Raw genomic sequence first — 23336 nt, forward strand, 5'->3', positions numbered from 1 at the left:
TTTAACAAAAGCCTTTCTACTAAAGAAAGGCTTTTTTATTTTTATCACTTAGAATTTCGTGAAGCATCATTTGGTTTTAAGTTTGAGAGACAACTTTAAACTTTAAACTTTAAACTCTAAACTTTTAACTCATTATGAACTACATTCTTTTCGACGGCCCATCAAGAAACAACTTGCTTCCTTTTACCTATACTAGGCCCGTGGCCGATATTCGTGTTGGGATTTTGACGATTCGTGAAAAGTGGGAAACCTATTTGGATACCACCACAACCACGGTTACCGAAGATTACCTCTCGGAAAAGTTCCCAATGGTGGAAATGGAGGAAAATATAATGATAAATGCATCTTATTTACCAAATTTGGAATTGGTAGAAATGGTTAAAGATTTAAAAGAAAACCAAGCCATTTTTAAAGACGAAGACGTTTTGGCCTTCCATGCGAAAGAGGGCGAGGAAAACATTGATTTTGAATCCTTTGAGGCCATTGAATTTAACGGGGATTGTATTAAAATTGAACATACTTGGGATATTTTTTCGAAGAATGGAGAGGCTATCCAAGAGGATTTTAATTTGATAAGCAAAGATAGAAAGTCGCAACCCATTCCTGAAACTACAGTGGCCTTTCATTCTGAAAATATTTTTATCGAACCTGGTGCAAAATTGCCATTATGTTCATTGAATGCTACTAATGGTCCAATTTACATAGGACGTGATTCAGAAATTATGGAAGGTAGCATGATTCGTGGGCCTTTTGCCTTGTGCGACCACGCCACTGTAAAAATGTCGGCCAAAATTTACGGACCAACAACAATCGGCCCGCACAGTAAGGTTGGGGGAGAAGTCAATAATTCCGTGATTTTTGGATTTTCAAACAAGGGGCACGATGGCTTTTTGGGAAATTCTGTCCTAGGCGAATGGTGCAACCTTGGGGCGGATACCAATAATTCTAATCTAAAAAATAATTATGCCGAAGTACGTCTTTGGGATTACCAAACCGAAGGTTTTGCAAGAACTGGTTTGCAATTTTGTGGTTTAATGATGGGTGATCACAGCAAGTGCGGTATCAACACAATGTTCAACACGGGAACGGTAGTTGGGGTTAGTGCTAATATTTTTGGCAGTGGATTTCCCCGAAATTTTGTTCCCAGTTTTAGTTGGGGTGGTAGCGGCGGTTTTACTACCTATCTCACTAAAAAGGCCTTTGAGGTGGCCAAAGTGGTCATGGGAAGAAGAGATATGGCGTTTTCTGATGAAGATAAAGCAATTTTGGAGCATGTTTTTGAAGAAACCCAAAAATATCGTCGGCAGTAACCTTCCGATAACACACTAGTGCTGAAACATTTGTATATTTGTAATGCAAATCCCTCAGCATGTTCAAAACATTACTTCTTTTTCTTTCGCTGGTGTCTCTCGGTTTTTCTCAAGAGTTCGCCTATCAGGTAAAAAATGTGGACATCAATAATGAGTTTCCCCACTTTGGAATTATGCCTGTTGGCAATAATGAAGTCATTTTTATTTCCTATCAATTGAACAAAAAAGGTAGGGTGCGTATCAATTTTGACGGCGAAGGTATTTTGGGTATTTACAAAGGGACTCCTGACGAGGATGGGGGTATCGTAGGTATTGAAGAAATTAAAATTGATCCCAACGCCGAATTGGGACAGGTAACTAGCGCCGTTTTAGGCGCGGATGGTAGATTGATTTATATTACCACTACTTACACAAATAAAAATAGACCCAAAGGTGATTTTAAAAAAGACAATTACCATATCGAAGTAGGGGAGTTTAAACCGGGGGTGGGCTATACCAATTTTAAAGTATTGCCGTTTTGCAAGCCCCGTTATTCCTACGCGCATCCCGCATTAAGTACCGATGGCAAAACCCTGTATTTCACTTCGAACCAAAGAGGGGGAAAGCAAACTACCAAAGGAGGCTCGGATATTTTTATGGCACCAATTTTAAGTCATAATAAATTTGGGGAGTTGCAGAATTTGGGAAGCAAGGTTAATTCCTATAGCCGGGAAATGTTTCCAACTATTGGCCCGGACAAAACACTGTTTTTTGCATCGAATAGATCCAGTGGATTTGGGGGCTATGATATTTATAAAAGCCAATTGAATGCGGATGGTACTTATTCTAAAGCAGAAAAAATGCCCGAGCCAATCAACAGTAAAAAGGATGATTTATCTCTGGTGATGTTTGGGGATAATACGGGCTATGTGGTATCAAAACGCCTTAAAGGAAAAGGTGATGATGATATTTATTATTTTCACATGAAATAATAGCCTTTATGTTAAGCATCATTCTTCTCTATTTTATTGGTAAGTATTATTATGAGCTGGCTCAAGAATATTACAAACATCGGTGGGGGTATGGCATTCTGGGGATTGCTGTGTATTATGTTGGTTCAGCTATTGGTGGTGTTGTAGTTGCGCTTGCTGATGATTTGTTCGATTTAGGAATAAACTTTGAGAGCAAGATAAACCTATTGATTATCGCTTTTATCTTTGGGGTATCCTTAACCGTACTAGTTTATTTCTATTTAAACCGCAGATGGAAAAAATCAGTGGTGGTGCCAAAGGATGAAATTGACGAAATTGGAAGAAGTCCTCAAATTTAATTTTCTAACTTCTTTTTCTTTTTAACATACCTCAAATCCAGCAAATCAATAGGATTAATTCCCAAACCTTTAACGTCCTTTTGCGTAAAGCGCACCACTTCGTCATAAAATAGGGGGACCATAATAGCGTTTTCCATGGCCAAGGAGTCCATTTGGGTATATAGCAGTTTTCGTTTTTCAATGTCTGTTACAGAAAAAGCGGTATTGTAAAGACTGTCAAATAGTTGGTCATTAAAATGAAAATAATTGGAGCCACCGGGCGCAAAATTCTTGCTATAAAAGATGGAGAGATAATTTTCAGCATCCAAATAATCTGCCACCCACGAGCTACGGAACATATCCACTTTTCCATTGGAGCGCGCGGAACGCAAAGTGGCTTCAGGCATCACATCTACATTGATTTTTAGACCTGTTTTTTCCAGCTCGCGTTGGATAAATTCACAAAAACTCAAATAATTACTGGTGGTCACCAAAGTGATTTCTGGATTTTGAATTCCCGTTTCTTTTATAAATTGTTTCACCAATTGTTTGGCTTTTTTTGGCTGATAGGTAAAGCCGATAGATTGATTATACCCTGGAAGCCCAATTGGGATAAAGCCTCCATTGGCGGGATTACCGATGCCATTTCGTAAGTACACCATCATTTTCTTTCGGTCAAATCCGTAATTTATGGCTTTCCTCAACAAAACCGATTGTATTTCTGGGGTTTCAGAATCCAAATAAAAACCCAAGTATTCCGTATTCAAATACGGTCCACGAATCATATTGATGGTTTTAGCGTATTTGTCTCGTAGTTGGCCATCTGCAGTTAATAATTCGTCCTTATAGGAAGCATCCAGACTTCTTAAAAAGTCAATGTTGCCTTGGGCAAACTGTAAAAATTCACTTTGTTTATCGGGTAAAAATGTTAATGAAACCGCTTCTAAATAGGGGAGCTGATTTCCCAAACTGTCTCTTTCAAAATAATTTTCATTCCTTCTAAAAACGAGTTTAATATTTTCTTCCCACCGTTTGAATTTAAATGGGCCTGTTCCGATAGGATGCGAGCGGAATTCCGTGCCATAATGCTCTACAATTTCCTTGGGCACCACAGAACAATATTTCATGGTCAATAATCCGATAAATGCTGGGAAAGGCTGTGTTAATTTAATTTCAAAAAGAGTATCGTTAATGGCTTTAAAATCATCAACTTTGTTTAAAACCCAACTGCCAGGAGGCGCCAATTTTTCATCTCTTAAACGGTTAAAACTGTAGGTGAAATCATCAGCAACCACTGTTCTGGTTGAATCCATTCCAAACAATTCATGTTTATGGAAATAGACATCGTTACGTAATGAAAACTGGTAGGTCAATCCATCTTCCGAAATGGTCCAGTCCTTTGCAATTGAAGGCAAAATATTGAGGTTGTCATCAAACTGCACCAAGCTGTTAAACAGTTGATTGCATACGGAATTGTCCTGCAATGTTCTCGAAAAAGCGGGATCCAAAGTGTTGATATTGGCATATTCGTTATAACGAAAAACGAGCTGGTCTTTATTCGCATTGATGCTCTTGCCACAGCCCGTAAATAAAAGTGCCGTACAACTAATTGAAAAATAATAAGTTAATAGTGGCTTTAGGCGTTTTATCATTTAAGCGATTAGTTGTAAATTTGCAATCTTTTATTGGGTTGTCACTCTGAGCGCAGTCGAAGAGTCACTTTAATACAAAAGACAAAAATAAAAATAAGTTTAGAAAGATTCTGAAACAATCCCGATAACTATCTTGACAGAATGACATTATAGGCAATGAACAAGAAAGTCGCATTTTACACCTTAGGTTGCAAACTGAATTTTTCGGAAACCTCTACTATAGCGAGAAGTTTTACTAACGAAGGTTTTGATAGGGTGGATTTTTCTGAGAAGGCCGATATTTATGTGATTAACACTTGTTCGGTAACTGAAAATGCTGACAAGCGATTTAAGACTATCGTAAAGCAGGCCCAAAAGGCTAACTCAGATGCGTTTATTACCGCGGTGGGCTGTTATGCCCAATTAAAACCTCAAGAATTGGCCGCTGTGGATGGTGTGGATTTGGTATTGGGGGCAACCGAAAAGTTCAAAATAACAGATTACTTGAACGACCTTTCCAAAAACGATTTTGGCGAGGTGCATTCCTGTGAAATTGAAGACGCTGATTTTTACGTGGGCTCCTATTCCTTAGGGGATAGGACACGGGCATTTTTGAAAGTTCAGGACGGTTGCGATTATAAATGTACCTATTGTACAATTCCTTTGGCGCGTGGAATTTCCCGAAGTGATACGATGGACAATGTTTTAAAAAATGCACGGGAGATTTCAAAACAGAACATCAAGGAAATCGTATTGACTGGTGTTAATATTGGTGACTACGGAAAAGGCGAATTCGGGAATAAAAAACACGAGCATACTTTTTTGGATTTGGTGACGCAACTGGATAAGGTTGAGGGTATTGAGCGTTTAAGGATTTCGTCCATAGAACCGAATCTGCTGAAAAATGAAACTATTGATTTGGTATCGAAATCTAGGGCTTTTGTACCCCATTTCCATGTGCCATTGCAGTCTGGGAGTAACGATATTCTTAAGAAAATGAAGCGTCGTTATATGAAAGAACTATATGTAGATAGGGTTTCAAAAATTAAGGAGGTCATGCCACATTCCTGTATAGGCGTGGATGTGATTGTTGGATTTCCGGGTGAAACGGACGAGCATTTTTTAGAAACTTATAATTTCCTAAGCGAACTCGATATTTCTTACCTGCATGTATTCACATATTCCGAAAGGGATAATACGGAAGCTAATGAAATGGATGGCGTGGTGCCTCAAAATGTTAGAAGTAAACGCAGTAAAATGTTACGCGGATTATCTGTGAAGAAACGTCGCGCCTTTTACGAAAGCCAGATTGGATCCATTAGAACCGTTTTATTTGAAAGTGAAAACAAGGAAGGCTATATTCATGGGTTTACCGAAAACTACGTGAAAGTAAAAGCGCCTTGGAATCCTGAATTGATTAATACACTACATGAGGTGGAACTTACCAAAATTGATGAAGATGGATTGGTGCGATTTGAGTTCCTCGGTCATCCTGAACTGTTAGACTGAGCGCAGTAGAAGTCTCGTTTCAGTATCTCCTTCAAACTAAATTAGACTTAATAAAGTTTTTCGCAAAAAAATCCGGAGTTTCAATTAACTCCGGATTTTATAATTTTATCTTCCGTCTTCCGTCTTCCGTCTTATATCCTCACGCCAACAGGCAACATTCTTTTATATTTTCTATTGCTTCTAACGAATTTTGCAATTTCCGGGCTGGTTGGTACCACACTTAAATTTCGATCTCCAATTTGTTCAAAAACGGCTGAAAGAAACTCTTTTCTAAAGCCTTCGTCTTCAATTTCTTCGGGGATTATCATTTTGGTTAAAAAAATCTTTCGCTCCTGCAAGGAGTACTCAATTTTGGCTAAATGGTCATCAATCTTAATTTCAAATTGGCGTAAAAAATCATTGTCTATCAGTTCAGCAGTTTCAACCATAGTGTGTTATATTTAAATTAAAAAAGGAATTATTGAGAAAAAATGGATACAATTTCTCTAAATTTATCGTGCAAAATTACGAAAAAAAATCGGAACCCTAAAGAAATTTAAGAGTTAATTCCTTATGAGTCAAGAGGTAATACATGTGTATTTGATGCCGGGGATGGCGGCCAGCCCATTGATTTTTGAGCATATCAGGTTGCCCAAAAACCAGTTTGAGTTACATCTTTTGGAATGGTTTCTTCCTGTGAAGAAGGAGTCTTTAAGCGATTATGCGCAACGTATGGCGCTGCATGTAAAGCACGAGAATATTGTTTTATTGGGGGTATCTTTTGGTGGCGTTTTGGTTCAGGAAATGTGTCACTATTTAAAGGTTAGGAAACTTATCATCGTATCTAGCGTAAAATCTCCTGCGGAATTGCCCAAGCGCATGCACCTTGCAAAATCCTCTAAGGCTTATAAACTCTTTCCAACAGGTTTGGCCAGTCGGATAGATGTTTTGGCCAAATACGCTTACGGTGATAGATTAAAAAAACGGCTTAACCTTTATAAAATGTATTTGTCCGTGAGTGATAAAACCTATCTCGATTGGGCTTTAGAGCAGATGATGGAATGGGAACCAGAGGTTTGTATTTCGGACATTATTCATATCCATGGAGATAAGGACCCCATTTTTCCAATCAAGAACATTTCGGACTGTATCACTGTCAAAAATGGCACCCACGCGATGATCATCTATAAATATAAATGGTTCAACGAGAATTTGCCCCGTTTAATTTTAGAAGACTAAAAAATATTATACCTTTAAACAAACTTTTTAATGATGAAGACAATAGAACGACTATTGGCGTATGTTGGATTATTAAGTTTATGTGCACTATTTATTAATGCCCTCCAAGATGCGCCTACTGATGAGAATTTCGAAAAGAAGCTAATCAACGATTACAATGTTTATGCCTTGCAAGTCCCTGAGGATTTGTCATTTGCTGGTGAACAGGTTCCTCTGAGTAATCCAGATATCCTGGAGCGAATGGACCGGGAACTTTTGGTGAATACCTATTGGCAGAGCAATGGTTTGTTGATGTTTAAACGTGCCAAAAAATACTTCCCGGTGATTGAGCCGATTTTGGCTAAGCATGGTGTTCCAGACGATTTTAAATATCTCGCGGTGATTGAAAGTGGTTTGACCAACGCAGTTTCCCCGGCTGGAGCAAGAGGGGTTTGGCAAATTATGAAAACTACTGGCCGTGAAAATGGTTTGGAAGTCAACAGCAATGTGGACGAGCGTTACCATTTGGAAAAAGCCACTGAAGTGGCGGCCAAATATTTATTAAAAGCAAAAGAGCGGTTAGGCTCCTGGACGTTGGCTGCGGCCGCTTACAACGCAGGAAATGCGGGTGTCTCAAGGCGATTGAGGGAGCAGAATGTCACGGATTATTACGATTTACTTTTAGGAGAGGAAACCGGAAGATATGTGTTTAGAATCGTGGCCCTTAAAGAGATTTTGTCCCATCCCGATAAATATGGTTTCAACTTCAGGGAAAAGGATTTATATGCTGGTGTTCCAACATTTAAAGTTGAGGTGGATTCTGCTGTAACTGATTTTACTAAGTTTGCTGAAAAGTTTGGGATCAACTATAAAATCTTAAAACTACACAACCCTTGGTTGAGGGAACCTCATTTAAATAATAAATCTGGGAAACTTTACGAGATTGAAATACCTAATGAAGGGTACTATGATGTAAACTAATTTTTGATGAAAGTATTCAAATCAGAAGTTAGTTATGGGTTTATTTTTGGTTTGGCTGTTTTTTTATTTGGAATTAGTTTTTTGACCGGCTTGGGAAGTGCTCCTCAGAGTACAATTGTCACTGTATGCTCGATTAACCTTGTTACAATTCTCTTTATTTGGTATATATTTCATAGTATAAAATATACCATTTCAGAGGGTTACTTAAAGGTAGTTTGTGGTTTTTTGTGCAAAAAGCAGATACCAGTAGATACCATAAAATCTATTAAAAAGACGAATTCGTTGATATCATCTCCCACCGCTTCGTTAGCCAAACGGATACAGATTGGTTACGGGACATACGGTATAATTGTAATATCACCAGAAAATAGAATGGATTTTATAGGAATGCTTCAAAAAGCAAATCCGCGAATAGAAGTTAGCGCATAACTATCGGCCTCTTCTTTTTTGTGCCCTAACAGAGCCCCCAGTTCCATAGTGCTGATTAGGACCAACAGCCTGCTTCATGTTTTGCTTCATCATTTTGATTTGCTCTGTCAACATGCCGTGCTTATCCAATTTTTGGGCTTCTTGTAATAGTTGCTGTGCCTCTCTTTTACGACGTTTTGAGAAGGCGATGCCAGCTAGGTTCAGTTTAGCCATGGCCAAATCATGTTTCATGGAAAGACCAAGGGAAACCGCTTTTTTAAAGTGCTTTTCAGATTCGTTCATGTTATCCTGCATCGTCATAATACCGTGCAGATAACTGTAATACCCTTGTTGCTTTTTTACCAAAGCTGCTTCAGGGTTTTTGATCTTGCTCAACCATTTTTTGGCACCATCAAAATCCTGCTTGCGCAACCTTAAAAAGGCTAGTAGTATAAACTCATTTTTAAAATAAAGGAATACGAAAACACCAGCTAGAAAAATCAGCGCAATCCCATTACCTATATAGCCTTCAGTAAATTGATAAACGGCATAGGCCAATATTCCAATGGCAATGATGAGTTTTATGATTTTATTGTACATTTTTAATGTTTTAATGCAATTTTTAGGTGCTTTTAAAGGTTTGAAACACCATTTTTATTTTGAAATGCAAAGAAACTAAATTTTTATGGAAAAAATATTTTTAAAATAGGTTTGTGAAACCAAAAAGCTTTGTATATTTGCCCCCAGTTTTGCCAAAGGGTAAACTTTTCAGAAAAATACAATTCAGATTTTAAAGATATAAGACGATGAGTAAAAGAACGTTTCAGCCTTCGAAAAGAAAAAGAAGGAACAAGCACGGTTTCAGGGAAAGAATGTCCTCTGTTAATGGCAGAAAAGTGCTTGCCAGTAGAAGAGCAAAAGGAAGAAAAAAATTGTCTGTATCATCTGAAACAAGACATAAAAAATAATGATTAACAATTGTTGATATTTTAAAGGTGTTGCTTAAGTGTAACGCCTTTTTTTATGTTTTGTTATTACATAATTTAGCAAACTGATTTATTAAAACTAGAAAATAGAAAAATGCCGAAAAATCCGAAATTAAAATCTATCCTAATTATTGGTTCTGGCCCAATTATCATTGGGCAAGCGTGTGAATTTGATTATTCGGGCTCCCAAGCCCTAAGATCTTTGAGAGAAGATGGAATTGAGACTATTTTGATCAATTCGAATCCAGCGACCATTATGACAGATCCGTCGATGGCCGATCATGTGTATTTGTTGCCTTTGAATACCAAATCCATTGTTAAGATTTTAAAGGAACATCCACAGATTGATGCCGTATTGCCTACCATGGGTGGTCAAACCGCATTGAATCTGGCCATTGAGGCCGATGAAAAGGGCATTTGGGAAGATTTTGGCGTGGAGTTGATCGGGGTAAATATTGATGCCATCAATATTACCGAAGACCGAGAGCAGTTTAGAGAATTAATGGGTAAAATTGGTGTGGGTATGGCGCCTCAGGCTACAGCCTCTTCCTTCCTTAAAGGAAAGGAAATTGCTCAGGAGTTCGGTTTTCCATTGTGTATCCGTTCCTCGTTTACTTTAGGTGGAGCAGGAGCTGCGATTGTCTATGATGAAAAAGATTTTGATAAATTATTACGACGAGGATTGGAAATTTCTCCTATTCACGAAGTGATGATCGATAAGGCGTTGTTGGGGTGGAAAGAATATGAGTTGGAGCTGCTGAGGGATTCAAATGGTAACGTTGTGATCATATGTTCTATTGAAAATATGGATCCAATGGGCATCCATACCGGGGATTCTATAACCGTTGCGCCGGCTATGACATTGAGTGATAGAACATATCAAAAAATGCGTGATATGGCTATTTTGATGATGCGTAGTATCGGGGATTTTGCAGGAGGCTGTAATGTACAATTTGCTGTGAGTCCTGATGACCAAGAAGATATTATCGCTATTGAAATTAACCCTAGGGTATCACGTTCGTCAGCATTGGCAAGTAAGGCTACGGGATATCCAATTGCGAAAATTGCTGCTAAATTGGCTTTAGGGTATAGTTTGGATGAATTAAGTAATCAAATTACTAAATCTACGTCTGCCTTGTTTGAGCCAACTTTGGATTATGTCATCGTAAAAATTCCGCGTTGGAATTTTGATAAGTTTGAAGGTTCTGATAGGACTTTAGGGTTGCAAATGAAAGCTGTTGGAGAGGTAATGGGTATTGGGCGTTCCTTCCAAGAAGCTTTGCATAAAGCGACGCAATCCCTAGAAATTAAGCGAAATGGTTTAGGAGCTGATGGTAAAGAAAACACCAATTATGATGAGGTTATCGAAAAGTTGACAAACGCCTCTTGGGATCGTGTATTTACCATTTATGATGCTATAAAAATGGGTATTCCGTTAAGCAGAATTTTCGAAATTACCAAGATAGATATGTGGTTCTTAAAGCAATATGAAGAACTGTATTTCTTGGAAAAAGAGATATCTACGTTCAATATTGATACAATTGATAAAGAATTATTACTTGAAGCGAAACAAAAAGGCTACGGGGACAGACAGATTGCACACATGCTAGGATGTTTGGAAAGCCAAGTGTACAATAAGCGCGAGGAGATGGGTATCAACAGGGTCTATAAATTGGTGGATACTTGTGCTGCGGAGTTTGAAGCGAAAACGCCCTATTACTACTCTACCTTTGAGAGCGATATGGAAACTGCTGATGGAAAGCGCTATTCTGATAATGAAAGTAAAGTTTCAGACAGAAAGAAAATTATTGTTTTAGGTTCGGGGCCAAATAGAATTGGACAGGGTATCGAGTTTGATTATTGTTGTGTGCATGGTGTTTATGCGGCCAAAGAATGTGGCTATGAAACCATAATGATTAACTGTAACCCTGAAACGGTTTCTACAGATTTTGATACTGCAGACAAACTTTATTTTGAACCTGTTTTCTGGGAGCATATTTATGATATTATCAAACATGAGAAGCCTGAAGGTGTTATTGTTCAATTGGGAGGGCAAACCGCTTTAAAGCTTGCAGAAAAACTGGATAGATATGGTGTCAAAATTATCGGCACCAGTTTCCAATCCTTGGATTTGGCCGAAGATAGAGGTAGTTTTTCAACCTTATTAAAGGAAAACGATATCCCATATCCGCAATTTGATACTGCTGAAACTGCGGATGAAGCTTTGGCAGTTGCCAAGGAATTGGATTTTCCAATCTTGGTGAGACCATCATATGTACTTGGCGGCCAAGGGATGAAAATCGTTATCAACGAAAAGGAATTGGAAGAGCATGTTATAGATCTATTAAATAAAATTCCTAACAATAAATTGTTATTAGACCACTATTTGGAAGGCGCTATTGAAGCAGAGGCAGATGCCATTTGTGATGGTGAGGAAGTTTACATTATTGGTATCATGGAGCATATTGAGCCTTGTGGTATCCATTCGGGAGATAGTAACTCTACCTTGCCGCCATTCAATTTGGGTGAATTCGTCATGCAACAAATTAAAGATCATACCAAAAAGATTGCCTTGGCTTTAAATACGGTTGGATTGATTAACATTCAATTCGCCATAAAAGATGATAAGGTCTATATTATCGAAGCAAATCCAAGGGCATCGAGAACCGTGCCGTTTATTGCAAAAGCTTATGGAGAGCCATATGTGAACTATGCAACCAAACTAATGCTCCGGGAGAATATGATCAAGGATTTCAATTTTAAACCGGAGTTGGAAGGTTATGCTATTAAACAGCCGGTATTCTCTTTCAATAAATTCCCGAATGTGGATAAAACCTTGGGGCCAGAAATGAAAAGTACTGGAGAGAGCATATTGTTCATCGATAGTCTAAAGGATGATGAGTTTTACGATTTGTATTCTAGAAGGAAGATGTATTTGAGCAAGTAAAAATTAAGCATTTTGTAGTATGGGCCACTCAATTTTGGGTGGCTTTTTTTATTTCTATACTTAATAAAAGTATAAGTTATTTCTGATAAATAATACAATTTATCGAATTTTTATGCTTTTTGTAGGTTTAAATTCAATTTTAAACCATATATTTAACACTGTTTATCAACTAAAACTGTTAAAAATGAAACAAAGTTACTTTTTAATATGTTTTGTTTTCGCTCTAGCTTTTAGCGCATATTCGCAAAATCGGAGGCATATTCAAAACTCAAATCATTCTAATACCCAAATCGCTTCAACCCAAGAGATTTTAAATTCCCGATCTTGTGGAACCGACTTCGCACACAAGACATTATTGGAAACAGATGAAGCCTATAGACAAATCTTTGCAGATAATGAACTAAAAATAAGAAACAAAATACAATCCAAAAAGGCTAGCAAAAGTCTTAGTACAACTCAATATACTATTCCAGTTGTAGTCCATGTCATTCATTTGGGTGAAACTATTGGAACAGGAACCAATATCAGCGATGCTCAGATACAAAGTGCCATAGATCATATGAACGTGGCTTATTCGGGTTCCGGATCTTATACTACAAATATGAATATTGATTTTGTTCTAGCTAAAAGGGACGGAGATTGTAATCCCTCAACAGGCATTGAAAGGGTAGATGGTTCAGGAACGTCAGATTACGCAACTGCTGGAATTACGGATGATTCCGGAAGTGATAATGAAGTAGCAATAAAGAACTTAAGTAAGTATCCAAATGATAAGTTTTACAATATTTGGATTGTAAGTGAAATTAATGATAATAATGCAGGTTCTGGTACGCAAGGGTATGCCTATTACCCAGGAGCGTCCTCTGCTGTAGATGGTTCTGTAATTGTTTATAATGCCTTTGGTTATGATCCCACAGGAGCTTTGGGCTATAATTTGAAATCTTATACGAACGAAAACGTCACGGCCATACATGAACTTGGGCATGGACTTAACTTAAGGCATACTTTTGAAGGAGATGACGGCGATGATGATGGTACCGCCGACCAATGCCCTGTTAATACTGACCCTACTCTTGACGGAGACCTATGTGCAGATACAGATCCTCATAGAAGGGATGATGGAAATTGTGGCGATTCAGGAAATACCTGTACAGGAGCTGGAACCGATTTAGCCGATGTTGTCACTAATTTTATGGCTTATTCAAGTGAAAGTTGTCAGGTTAAATTTTCCGATGATCAAAGGGATAGAACTAGAGCGGCTTTGGAAACAACTCGATTGTCTTTAATAAACTATCCTGGTGGACTGGCTCCCACAGCTTTGCCATCTTCCACATTGGTTTCTACCCCTGCTACTCAAACTATAGCGACCAACTCAGGTATTGGAGTACATAGCCTTTCAATGGGGGCAACAAGTTATTTTTCCGAGGATGCGGAAGACGAAAACGGTTATCATGTCAATTCTTGTAGCAGATTTGAACTAAGTAGTAGCACAACCTACAATATTCAGGTATCCACTGGACCAGCAAATGATGAAGATGTTAAAGTATATATAGATTATAATAATGACGGAGATTTTGAGGATTCTGGAGAAGAAGTCTTTAGTAATACTAACGCAAGAACGCATTCGGGAAGTTTTACTGTGCCAGCCATTTCATCAAATGTACTTGCAAATACAACCTTATGGGTTCGAGTTGTAAGTGATTTTTTCCCGAATACGATTTCTGGCCCAAACTACTCTCCAGTGCATGGTCAGGTAGAAGACTTTTCAGTAATAATTAATTCTACCTTGGGAGTTGATGATAATTTATTATCTGAGGCGCTTCTACTTTTGCCCAATCCAAGTAATGGTGAACTTACCTTGAAGTACTCAGGAGTATTAAACTTAGAACAAGTAGATATATATAATGTCGTTGGTAAAAAAGTTTGGACTAGTAATCTAAGGAATTTCAATGGCGAAAAGGAAATTGACTTATCAAGGGTTCCGGCAGGTATTTATTTTGCCAATATAAAGGCCGAACAATCCCAAATAACCAAAAAGATAATTATTCACTAAAAACGAAATGCCGCTGTTAAGCGGCATTTTTTATTTTTTCTTCATATTGAATGTAAAGATGATTTCAATATCTTCTGCAATTTTATTACTCACAATTTTTGGAATCTTTATATCGAAATCAGAAGCTAGGGCAACAAAGTTTCCCTTCAATAGTATTGTACCCTCCTTATTGAGTAGATTAATAGGAATACCATTGAACCGTTTGGTTACGCCATGAAAAGTCAATTCACCATCAATTTTTAATTCACCAGTTTCCCTTAATTTTTTCATTGAGAAATCATAGATCTTTCCTTTGAAGGTCGCTTTAGGATATTCGTCAGATTCGGCATAATTTTCATTAAAATGCTCCTCCATTAGCGCATTTTTAAACCGAAACCCTTTTACTAAAACCAGTGCTGCAAACTCTCCGTTGTCAGTATTGAGAATAGCCGTAACGGCGGTGTTTTTTGCTTTCACCTCTTCAAAAGAGGGTACTGAGGCCTCAAATTCTACTGTCCCGGTTTTTGTAAAATATTTTGATTGTGCAAAAACGTTGACGCTAATAAGGCCGACCAAAACTATTATATACTTCATTTTTTTAATTTTCTAGTAAACCGTCATCCTTCCATTGCTGGATTAAGGCTCTCAAATTTTGTGCCATCAGGCCACTGGGTGGCATTGGACTACTAGAGTTATTTGTTCTGCTTATAATGCGATCTACTCTGTCTCTTACCTGTGTAAATGTGGTTAATGAAAATGGAGCGCCTTGGGTAGGGGTGCTTCCATGGCATCTCACACAATTAGCATCAATAATACTTTTTATATCATCATCGTACGTAACCTTTGCCATCGGATCTGGATCGGGGTCTGGGTCTGGGCCGTTTAAGTCGTCCCCACCATTGCTGGAACAATTGAATAATAAGGCCATAATTGCCACAATTAGAAACAAATTTTTAAATTTCATAGCTGTATTTATTTAAGATTAATGTTATGGTGCTTCTAGAATCTTCTACTCAAGTTAAAGCCAAAGTAGATATCGCCATCTCCCCAATCACCAGTTGCTTGTCCTAAAAAACCATTGGTATTCATGGGCTGGGCATTAGAAAAATGCATTTGAAATACATGCCCTCCAGTCTCTAAATCGAAACCTACGGATAATGGGTTTTTAAATGGCGAATTTTCTGCCCTGTTTAGGTGTAATCCGTAATCCGCGTTGATGGACCACCTTTTTCCTAATTTATAGCGACCACCTAACCCCAATGCCACTTGGGAATTAGCTTGGGGGTCGAAAACCACATAATTATCATGAAAAAATGTAGGAGCGAATTGTAAAGTTAAATCAGAATTCACCTTTCTGGACACCAACACCTGGGTAGTGTATCCCAATCTGTGCTTAAACTCAATTAGGGGAAAAACATCCTTGTCCATTCCCGTATTGATTAATAGCGCGTTGAACCCTACAATTGTAAATGGGAAGCCGCTTTCTTTTTGGTGGGCAAGGCGATATTTAATGGTGACATCATAAATTTTCATAAATGAACTCCTAGAAACCCCAATATTAATGTTATCCGTTACCCCGTAAACAAAATTCAGACGTGTTACGGCATTGTCAAGTCCAAAAAATGTATCAAAACCGTTTTTAAGGCTACTAAATCTGTGGTAAACAATAAATGTTAGTTCCTTTTTCGCAACTAATTTGGTGGATTCAAAGTTTACAATTTTTAATCCTTTAAATGCAGCACTTACAAATTGTTCTCCAACCGAATCGTTATCAATTTCATCAAGCAAATCCTGTTGAGGAAATATTAGAATTGGAGCCACCAGTAATGCAAAAAGAAAAAAGTATTTCATCCTGAATTATAACTTTATAAAACGTTGAGATTGCGATTGTCCTTCAATGGTTGCACGTAAAATGTAGGCACCGCCATTCAATTGAGAAACGTCAATTGTAGAATTTAAATTACTGATCGATTGGGCTAACACTTTTTTGCCTAAAATGTCAAAAACTTCAATTTCGGCATTATTTCGATTTGAAGACAATTCAAGACGCAATTCAGAATGTGCTGGGTTAGGATATATTTTGAAACTGTTTGAGGTAAAATCGTCCGTACTCAAAGTTGTTACTGCCGTGATGTTATCAATTTCCAATCTGGCATTAATAGAAGCACCGCGCCAATTAGGGGAGGTATTGCTTAAGATTCTTAATTCCGTAACATTAGCAAGTGTAGCTGTAATATCAGTTCCACCGGCCAATGCCATGTCACTCACTGTAATGGGAAGGACTATGCTGGACCAAGAACTGCTAGGAGCTACATCTACCGAATTTGCAGAAGAAATTCGTCCGCCGGATCCCTCCATTGCAACACGTAAGTTTAAGGTGTTAGTAGAGACTCTTACATCGCATGTAATTGCTACTATTCCTGCAGTGGTATAGTTTCCGCCCCAGTCTATATTTGGATTAAACATAACCATTTTGCTGCCACCTCCACCGCCCCCGCTGGAATCATTTTGTAAGTATCTGTCGCCCGCTCCTGCAGGTCCGCCAGTAGCTATGTTGATAGGCGGGTTAGTGGTTGGCCCACCCTCAGACCAGGATTGTACTGTTCCGTCTTGAAAATCATTCACTTGTCCCCCCATAATTTGGGAAGACACAGAATAGGAAAATAATAATGCCAAAACGGCTGAAAATAAAGTTGTCTTCATAATTCGATTTTTAGTGATTAATAATTGTTGATTGATCTAATTTTATTTCTTCAAGGAGGTCATCATATCCGATGAATCTACCTTTAATGATTATATCCTGGCCAGTTTTTATAGAATTTGGAACAGGGTTTTGAAACTGACAAAAAATAGAGCTGTTTAAAACCAAATTGTGCTCACCGATTTCGGTTATATTACCTGATAGTTCTATGGTTTTGTTAAGGTATTTCTGCTCTGATGCCTTTACATTGGATGAAAATTCATCTATGAGTGTTTTGGAGGTCAAAACGTATTCTGGTTTTTCGGTTTCGATGTCCCGATGGTCCTGATAGATGTAATTATAGCCCATAATCCCGCCAATAAGGATAACGAGTAGAATGAACCCCCACTTCTTCATGTGCTGTTTGGTTTTGTTTTTTAAACTCTGCTCCGGTGTTTAGGCCGAAGCAGAGTTGCTAGTTCCAAGTAGATTTCTTGGAGAAATTGACATTTTCTTTTTCATAGAACTGTATTCAATTACTAGCTAATGTTTTTAATTACAAATATTGTCGTAGCGCAGTCGGTCAACCCCGTCAACGCGCAAATCAATCCTTTTTTTGGAATATTCAGAGATTTCGTGCAACCTCCAATCGTTATTGCAAAGCGGCAAGTCCGGGAGGTCTATGGTAACTGTAATATCGTTTTTACTACCTGAGGCCACCCAATCTCCAAAAACAGTGGTCCCGGACCAATACACCCTTAATCTACCGTTTTTGTAAAAACTAAACTTATAGCCTTCATAAACATCATCATGGTTATTGTTATCCCGAGTCAATTTATCAACGGTCCATTCGGAACAACTGGTCAAAATAGAGGTCAATTCATCGATGTTGCAGTCGTTACAATCGTCGTCGTTGTGATCGAAATCATCGTCTTCATCACAACTGTCTTTGTAGGTGTTGATGGTAGATTGAAGCTGACTTAGGTTGTTTATTGGCAGTACTGTACCATCAAATATGGTAACTGTAATGGGGAAAGCAATAGCAACAATATCATCCACTCTCATATTCCGCAAGAAAGCGTTCAGAGCACTGTCGGAGTTCAATGCTTTTTTATCAATAAGTTCCAGTCTTTGGTTAAATATTGAGGCAGAAATAGGGTACTGGAAATCAATGCATTCAATATCATCGTCATACTCGTTTTCTCCATTGCATGAATTGGAAAAGTTCAGCATTTCCGCATCATTTTCAACCGTAACTTCACTGTAATCCTCCATGGCAATTGTAACGGGATAGGTCATATTTAAAATATCCGTGTCGTCATCCTCATCGTCAAAAATGTATTCTACTATTTTATAATCACTTTCAGAATTCACCATTACGGTTTCACCATTGGCGGTCACTTCAACAGGCAATTTCAATTTGAAGCAGTTTGATTTGTCCAAAATATTATCCTCTGAACCATCATTGCTCGAAGTATTTTGCATAAGGTTAAATATGGCTGAATTCACCGTAACAACATCTTCTTCGGGAGTCCGAACAGTTTCCAGCTCTTCTTTTCTACAAGAATGTAAAACTACCATGAGTAATGAAACAATTAATAAGTACCTGGCAAAAATGCGCATCATTCCAATTGAAAAAATTAGAGTTCTTTCCTATTAGACAACTCAACTTTAAAAACTCCTGAGATTTTTTTGATTTTTTTTTCAATTCAATTTCCTTTTGAATCCGTAGTGAATATTTATATTTACTCTGTAATCAAGATTTCAATGCTACGACACTTGTGTTTAAAATTTTGGAATCCATGCCCTTGAATGCTTAGCAACCTTGTCTAGGCAGTTGATTTTAAAAGCCGATTTTGCCAAAAGAGATTAAAAATAAAATATGTGAGGACAAGGTGTTTGAAAGCATCTACAAAAAGTATTCACAGGATTTACATGATTTTTTATATTATAAATTCGGTGCACAGATTAACCCAGACGATAAGATGCAGGAGGCGTTTATGAAGCTTTGGGACAATTGTAAGAAGGTGTCCTTTGGGAAGGCAAAATCGTTTCTTTTTACTGCGGCCAAAAACATGGCATTGAATGATATCAAACATCAAAAAGTTGTTTTGAAATATAGAATTGAGGCGCCCAACAAACAGAATATCGAATCGCCAGAGTTTATTTTAGAAAAAGAACAATTTTTTGAACGGTATCAAAATGTGCTGTCCAAATTAACCGAAGAGCAACGCGTTGCTTTCCTGTTAAGTAAGGCTGAAGGTAAGAAACACAAAGAAATAGCTGAAATTTTGGGAGTTACCCAAAAAACCGTGGAATATAGAATTTATAGTGCTTTTAGTAGTTTAAAAAAAGAGTTGGAAGGTTTTTACATAAAATAATCAGGAGATTTAAAGTTTTAGTTGTTATATAGAAAATGGAGCAACAGATGAATGCTGAAGAATTAGAGAAGAAATGGTTGAACAATACGCTTTCAGAAGATGAAAAGCGACAATTCAATGATTTGGAAGACGCCGAATATAAACAATTTATTGTGGATGCGTCGACTCGTTTTAAATCTTCAAATTTTTCAAGACCAACAGGTTTTGAACGTTTTAATAAAGCTTATAAAACAAGAGGTAAAAGTCCAGAAAACGCAATCAGTTGGAAATCTGTGCTTAGAGTTGCGGCAATGGTCATCTTATCCCTTGGAATCTATTATAGTATTGTCTTCAATCCAGCCACAACTATTGAAACTGACATTGGTGAGAAAAGAACTGTTAGTTTGCCGGATAACTCTATTGTAACCTTAAATGCCGTTTCAGAAATAGAATTTAAAGCTGATGATTGGGAAGAAAAAAGAACACTACAACTTGATGGTGAAGCCTACTTCAAGGTGAATAAAGGATCTACTTTTCAAGTCACCACTGATGAAGGTACGGTAAAGGTTTTGGGAACTGAATTTAGCGTTAAAGCGCGACCGGGTTTCTTTCAAGTAGCCTGTTTTGAAGGAAAAGTAGAGGTAGTTCACAATTATAAAAACCATGTATTGATTGGGGGGCAAACATTTAAATTGTCTAAAAATAAATATGAAGAAGGGCATACCAGTCAAAAGATTCCTGCATGGACAAAAAATATGAGTATCTTTGATGCTACTCCGATTCATGAGGTTTTGGCAGAATTAAAACGACAGTATCAGGTGGAGATTACTCATGATATTGATGCCACCAGACTCTTTTCAGGAGCTTTTGTTCACGACAATCTGGAAAATGCCCTGATTTCCATTGTGGAACCCATGAATTTGACCTATGAATTTAAAGCTTCAAATCTCATAGAAATTCATGAAAAAAAGGATTAGAAAATTTATCTTCTTATTCGTTCTAATTCTTAATTATGGAGCCTATGCCCAAGAGGAGCACGCCACTAAACCTTTGGTCGATATTATTTCGAATTTAGAAACTCGGTTTGAGATTCAATTCAACTATTCGGAAGATCTTGTAAGGCATATTTCTTGTAAAATTCCGGCTGATTCACTTTCGTTAACCGAAACACTAGACTATCTTCAAAAATCTACAGGCCTTTTGTTCGGTGAACTCGATTCTAGGATTGTTTTAGTTAAGGCAAAACCAAAGCGCCGTTTCTGTGGTCATATAAGAGATATAGAAACACAACTGCCAATAGTTGGGGCTGTAATAATTATTTCGGAGGAAAGAATAACCAGTGACCAAAACGGTTATTTTGAAATCGATCCAAACCAAATCTCTTACCCAATTACTATACAATATTTTGGATATGAAACTTTGGAAATAGATAGTGCTTTTGAGATTGATGATTGCACCACGATCAAATTAGTTCCGAACTTTCAACAGCTATCGGAGGTTTTAATTTCGAATTATTTAGTAAACGGCATCAACAAATTAAAGAACGGATCTTTTGAAATTGATTTCAATGATTTCGACATTCTGCCCGGTTTGATAGAAAGCGATGTACTGCAATCTGTTCAGGGTCTGCCCGGAATTCAGAGTATCAACGAAACGGTATCCAATATAAATATTAGGGGTGGTACCCACGATCAAAATCTCATTCGTTGGGATGGTATAAAAATGTACCAATCCGGTCACTTTTTTGGGCTGATTTCAATGTATAATCCTGAAATTACCCAACAGGTGTCCTTAAGAAAAAATGGGAGTAGTGTGACTTTAACCGATGGTGTTTCGGGCACCATAGACATGCGGACCGACAAAAACCTGAATTCAAAATTCAAAGGAGTGGTTGGTGCCAATTTATTGAGTGCTAATGGTTTTGCGGATGTGCCTTTGGGTAGTAAATCTTCAATTCAAGTGGCGGGTAGAAAAGCACTCAGTCCTGTTGTGGAAACACCCACTTACAGTTCTTTTTTCGACAGAATTTCGCAAAATACAGAGGTAGCACATAACCAAATGGATATTATTAACTCTAATCAATCATTTGATTTTTATGACGCATCATTCAGATGGTTGTATCAGTTAAGTAAGAAAGATAAGTTGAGGTTAAATTTTATTACTGTATTCAACGAATTGGTTTTTGATGAAAATGCAATGGTAAATAATCTGCCAGAATCACGACGGAGCAGTTTGTCGCAGTTTAGTATTGCAGGTGTAATGCATTATGAGCGAACGTGGAACAACAAATTAAAAACGGCATTAGAAATATACAATACGGATTATGAATTAAAGTCCATCAACGCTAATATTTTTGAGGGACAAAGGTTTTTACAAGAAAACAAAGTGTCGGAAACCAGTACAAAACTTAGTGTCAATCATAGAATTAACAGTAGGCTCGAGTTTTTGGGAGGTTACCATCTGGTTGAAACCAAAGTCACCAACCTGGATGATGTGGATGACCCAATATTTAGGGATTTGGTGTCGGAAGTTTTAAGGACACACGGTGTTTTTTCGCAAATCGGATATGCGTCCAATGACAAAAAAACCAATTTAAATTTTGGATTGCGATTTAACTATCTTTCCAAATTTAAAAGACAGCTTTGGGAGCCAAGATTGAGTTTTAGCCATATGTTGTCCGCAGACATCACCTGGGAGGTTTTAGGTGAATTTAAACATCAAAGCACATCCCAAGTTATCAATTTTCAAAATGATTTCTTAGGCGTGGAAAAACGACGCTGGCAATTATCCAATGACAAAGGCGTTCCTATAATTACGAGTAGGCAGTTGTCCTCGGGGCTGACTTTAAATAAAAATGGATGGTTGTTTAGTTTAGATGGATATCTGAAAGATGTTAAAGGGATTACATCCCAAAGTCAGGGGTTTCAAAATCAATTTGAATTTTCAAGGGAAACGGGAAGCTATACGGTTACCGGTTTTGATGTGCTTTTGCGAAAGGCCATTGGCAATTTTAATTCATGGTTAAGCTATGCTTATATGAACAATAAATATACTTTTAATACCCTTTTTGAGGAGCGGTTTCCAAGCAATTTTGATATTTCTCATTTGGTAACATTTGGAAGTGTCCTTAAGCTGAAAAACCTAAAACTGTCCATGGGAGTCAACTGGCACTCTGGTAGGCCAACGACCAATCCTATTCTTGGTAATGAATTCACGAATAGTTCAATAAACTATCAAACGCCAAATTCGGATAGTCTAAAAAATTACTTTAGGCTTGATGTTTCTGCAATATATGATTTTACTATAGGTAAGAAGGCAAAAGCAAACCTAGGAGTGTCTATTTGGAATCTTTTGGATAAGGAAAACGAAATCAATAATTTTCATAGGGTAAATAATGATGCTGTTATTAACACCATTCAAAACTCATTGGGAATTACCCCAAATGCAGTACTGCGATTATCATTTTAAACCAAACTCAATTTTAGCGTTGTGCTGTTTGATGGTGTCTATATGTTCTTCGATTTTAAACTCTGATGACTTAAACTTTGTGGATCGATGTCTGGCTTGCTCTTGTCGGACGATACTTCGGGCAAATCTTCTTATTGCTTGTTCAGAATCCAAAATAATCCCTGGGACTTTGGCATTTTTACCGTTTTCGTCTTTGGCCACCATTGTAAAATAAGAGGAGTTGCAATGTTTTATTTTGCCAGTTTGAATGTTCTCGGACTCCACTCTAAGCCCAACCACCATGGAGGTACGACCGGTATAGTTTACCGATGCTTTTAATGTCACCAATTCGCCAACTTCAATGGGGTTTAAAAAATCTACACGATTTACCGAGGCGGTGACGCAATAGTAACCTGAATGCTTGGAGGCACAGGCAAAAGCAATTTGGTCCATCAAATTTAAAATATGGCCCCCGTGTATTTTTCCGCTAAAGTTGGAGTGCGATGGTAGCATCAGTTGTGTTATGGTTACCCGTGATTCTTTTGGATGCTTAAACATGG

23 protein-coding genes are annotated in these 23336 nt (G+C 37.7%); 13 read left to right on the forward strand and 10 right to left on the reverse strand.

Annotation, left to right across the window (positions count from 1 at the left end; all coding sequences use genetic code 11):
* Positions 1-134 precede the first annotated feature (134 nt).
* Genes H7U19_RS04545 through H7U19_RS04555 form a run of 3 tightly spaced genes read left to right on the forward strand, consistent with a single transcriptional unit; the run spans position 135 to position 2619 of the window.
* On the forward strand, positions 135-1310 hold the full coding sequence (locus tag H7U19_RS04545) for a GlmU family protein (RefSeq protein ID WP_186559370.1): 1176 nt from the start codon (positions 135-137) through the stop codon (positions 1308-1310).
* A 59-nt stretch (positions 1311-1369) separates the two neighbouring features.
* The gene (locus H7U19_RS04550) at positions 1370-2281 is read left to right on the forward strand and encodes a TolB family protein (RefSeq protein ID WP_186559372.1); all 912 of its coding nucleotides are present in this window, start codon (positions 1370-1372) and stop codon (positions 2279-2281) included.
* An 8-nt stretch (positions 2282-2289) separates the two neighbouring features.
* Positions 2290-2619: a hypothetical protein gene (locus H7U19_RS04555; protein WP_186559374.1), complete on the forward strand. Its 330-nt coding sequence runs from the start codon at positions 2290-2292 to the stop codon at positions 2617-2619.
* Here the strand turns inward: H7U19_RS04555 and H7U19_RS04560 are convergent.
* The gene (locus H7U19_RS04560) at positions 2616-4250 is read right to left on the reverse strand and encodes an ABC transporter substrate-binding protein (RefSeq protein ID WP_186559376.1); all 1635 of its coding nucleotides are present in this window, start codon (positions 4248-4250) and stop codon (positions 2616-2618) included. The two genes, H7U19_RS04555 and H7U19_RS04560, sit on opposite strands and share 4 nt — an antisense overlap.
* 156 nt (positions 4251-4406) lie before the next feature.
* On the opposite strand from H7U19_RS04560, the gene mtaB reads away from it, so the two are divergent.
* Entirely contained in the window at positions 4407-5738 is a 1332-nt protein-coding gene (gene mtaB / locus H7U19_RS04565) for a tRNA (N(6)-L-threonylcarbamoyladenosine(37)-C(2))-methylthiotransferase MtaB (protein WP_186559383.1), read from the forward strand.
* A gap of 131 nt (positions 5739-5869) precedes the next feature.
* Here mtaB and H7U19_RS04570 read toward each other — a convergent pair whose 3' ends face one another.
* Positions 5870-6166 carry an N-acetyltransferase gene (locus H7U19_RS04570; RefSeq protein WP_186559385.1) on the reverse strand — a complete coding sequence of 99 codons (297 nt, stop codon included), beginning with the start codon at positions 6164-6166 and terminating at the stop codon, positions 5870-5872.
* Positions 6167-6290: 124 nt separating this feature from the next.
* Between H7U19_RS04570 and H7U19_RS04575 the strand changes: the two genes are divergently transcribed.
* From H7U19_RS04575 to H7U19_RS04585, 3 genes are read left to right on the forward strand one after another with little or no spacing between them, the layout of a single operon-like run.
* Entirely contained in the window at positions 6291-6956 is a 666-nt protein-coding gene (locus tag H7U19_RS04575; RefSeq protein WP_186559386.1) for an alpha/beta hydrolase family protein, read from the forward strand.
* Positions 6957-6989: 33 nt separating this feature from the next.
* The gene (locus tag H7U19_RS04580) at positions 6990-7916 is read left to right on the forward strand and encodes a lytic transglycosylase domain-containing protein (protein ID WP_186559904.1); all 927 of its coding nucleotides are present in this window, start codon (positions 6990-6992) and stop codon (positions 7914-7916) included.
* Between the two features lie 6 nt (positions 7917-7922).
* Positions 7923-8345 (forward strand): PH domain-containing protein, encoded by a 423-nt coding sequence (locus H7U19_RS04585; RefSeq protein WP_186559401.1) that lies wholly within the window; start codon positions 7923-7925, stop codon positions 8343-8345.
* Here the strand turns inward: H7U19_RS04585 and H7U19_RS04590 are convergent, their stop codons facing one another.
* Positions 8346-8924, reverse strand: coding sequence for a tetratricopeptide repeat protein (locus tag H7U19_RS04590; protein ID WP_186559403.1), 579 nt, complete (start codon positions 8922-8924; stop codon positions 8346-8348). It abuts the gene before it with no gap.
* A gap of 206 nt (positions 8925-9130) precedes the next feature.
* Between H7U19_RS04590 and rpmH the strand changes: the two genes are divergently transcribed.
* From rpmH to H7U19_RS04605, 3 genes are all read left to right on the forward strand, one after another.
* Positions 9131-9292: a 50S ribosomal protein L34 gene (gene rpmH, locus H7U19_RS04595; RefSeq protein WP_186559412.1), complete on the forward strand. Its 162-nt coding sequence runs from the start codon at positions 9131-9133 to the stop codon at positions 9290-9292.
* Between the two features lie 112 nt (positions 9293-9404).
* Positions 9405-12257, forward strand: a complete 2853-nt coding sequence (gene carB / locus H7U19_RS04600) for a carbamoyl-phosphate synthase large subunit (protein WP_186559423.1) — start codon at positions 9405-9407, stop codon at positions 12255-12257.
* A 184-nt stretch (positions 12258-12441) separates the two neighbouring features.
* Positions 12442-14310, forward strand: coding sequence for a zinc-dependent metalloprotease (locus H7U19_RS04605; protein WP_186559431.1), 1869 nt, complete (start codon positions 12442-12444; stop codon positions 14308-14310).
* A 30-nt stretch (positions 14311-14340) separates the two neighbouring features.
* On the opposite strand, the gene H7U19_RS04610 is transcribed toward H7U19_RS04605, so the two are convergent.
* The 6 genes from H7U19_RS04610 to H7U19_RS04635 all read right to left on the reverse strand — a co-directional run bounded on the left by H7U19_RS04610 (position 14341) and on the right by H7U19_RS04635 (position 18550).
* Entirely contained in the window at positions 14341-14883 is a 543-nt protein-coding gene (locus H7U19_RS04610; RefSeq protein ID WP_186559433.1) for a YceI family protein, read from the reverse strand.
* 4 nt (positions 14884-14887) lie between these two features.
* Positions 14888-15253 carry a hypothetical protein gene (locus H7U19_RS04615; protein WP_186559435.1) on the reverse strand — a complete coding sequence of 122 codons (366 nt, stop codon included), beginning with the start codon at positions 15251-15253 and terminating at the stop codon, positions 14888-14890.
* Between the two features lie 35 nt (positions 15254-15288).
* Positions 15289-16140 carry a DUF5777 family beta-barrel protein gene (locus H7U19_RS04620; protein WP_186559437.1) on the reverse strand — a complete coding sequence of 284 codons (852 nt, stop codon included), beginning with the start codon at positions 16138-16140 and terminating at the stop codon, positions 15289-15291.
* 6 nt (positions 16141-16146) lie between these two features.
* Positions 16147-16992, reverse strand: a complete 846-nt coding sequence (locus H7U19_RS04625) for a T9SS type A sorting domain-containing protein (RefSeq protein WP_186559439.1) — start codon at positions 16990-16992, stop codon at positions 16147-16149.
* A 10-nt stretch (positions 16993-17002) separates the two neighbouring features.
* Entirely contained in the window at positions 17003-17386 is a 384-nt protein-coding gene (locus tag H7U19_RS04630) for an OB-fold protein (RefSeq protein WP_186559441.1), read from the reverse strand.
* 135 nt (positions 17387-17521) lie between these two features.
* Positions 17522-18550, reverse strand: a complete 1029-nt coding sequence (locus H7U19_RS04635) for a hypothetical protein (RefSeq protein WP_246454591.1) — start codon at positions 18548-18550, stop codon at positions 17522-17524.
* Between the two features lie 275 nt (positions 18551-18825).
* On the opposite strand from H7U19_RS04635, the gene H7U19_RS04640 reads away from it, so the two are divergent.
* The 3 genes from H7U19_RS04640 to H7U19_RS04650 are packed head-to-tail and all read left to right on the forward strand — an operon-like array spanning position 18826 to position 22797.
* Positions 18826-19350 (forward strand): RNA polymerase sigma factor, encoded by a 525-nt coding sequence (locus H7U19_RS04640; RefSeq protein WP_186559445.1) that lies wholly within the window; start codon positions 18826-18828, stop codon positions 19348-19350.
* 35 nt (positions 19351-19385) lie between these two features.
* Positions 19386-20306, forward strand: a complete 921-nt coding sequence (locus H7U19_RS04645; protein ID WP_186559447.1) for a FecR family protein — start codon at positions 19386-19388, stop codon at positions 20304-20306.
* Positions 20290-22797, forward strand: a complete 2508-nt coding sequence (locus tag H7U19_RS04650; protein WP_186559449.1) for a TonB-dependent receptor — start codon at positions 20290-20292, stop codon at positions 22795-22797. The genes H7U19_RS04645 and H7U19_RS04650 overlap by 17 nt, the downstream gene beginning before the upstream one ends.
* Here the strand turns inward: H7U19_RS04650 and H7U19_RS04655 are convergent.
* Entirely contained in the window at positions 22789-23334 is a 546-nt protein-coding gene (locus H7U19_RS04655) for an acyl-CoA thioesterase (protein ID WP_186559451.1), read from the reverse strand. The two genes, H7U19_RS04650 and H7U19_RS04655, sit on opposite strands and share 9 nt — an antisense overlap.
* Positions 23335-23336 lie beyond the last annotated feature (2 nt).

It is taken from the genome of Hyunsoonleella aquatilis (assembly GCF_014270105.1).
In the GTDB taxonomy this organism is placed as follows: domain Bacteria; phylum Bacteroidota; class Bacteroidia; order Flavobacteriales; family Flavobacteriaceae; genus Jejuia; species Jejuia aquatilis.